Here is a 421-nt window from a genome sequence, read left to right as displayed (position 1 = left end):
GCGGTACGGCGCGGCTGTCGCCAGTCGATGCCCTCGAGCAGCATCGACAGCTGGGCGCTCGTCAGATGGATCTTTCCACCATCAGCCTGTGGCCAGATAAAACGGCCTCGCTCCAATCGTTTGACGAGCAACCAGAGCCCGTCGTCGGTCGCCCACAGCAGCTTCACGAGATCGCCACGGCGGCCACGGAAGATAAACACCTGACCGCCCAGCGGATTCTCTTCGAGCGCTGTCTGCACCTTCGCGGCAAGCCCCTGGAACCCGCAACGCATGTCGGTCACGCCAGCCGCAAGCCAGATGCGCGTGCCTGCCGGCAGCGCGATCACTTCAGGCATTCCTGCAGGAACGCTTCGGTGCGCTCGGCAGACAGGCCGCGAATCTTCACGCGCCGCTTGCCGATCTCCACCTCGATCTCGCACAC

The 421-nt window shown here is 64.4% G+C and carries 1 protein-coding gene; it reads right to left on the bottom strand.

The window, feature by feature from the left end:
- A partial coding sequence (gene tnpB / locus GWC77_RS28405; protein ID WP_217283472.1) for an IS66 family insertion sequence element accessory protein TnpB occupies positions 1-335 on the bottom strand: 335 nt, incomplete at its 3' end.
- Positions 336-421 lie beyond the last annotated feature (86 nt).

This window comes from Paraburkholderia sp. NMBU_R16 (assembly GCF_013282575.1).
GTDB lineage: Bacteria > Pseudomonadota > Gammaproteobacteria > Burkholderiales > Burkholderiaceae > Trinickia.
This window is presented reverse-complemented; position numbering and strand designations above follow the sequence as displayed.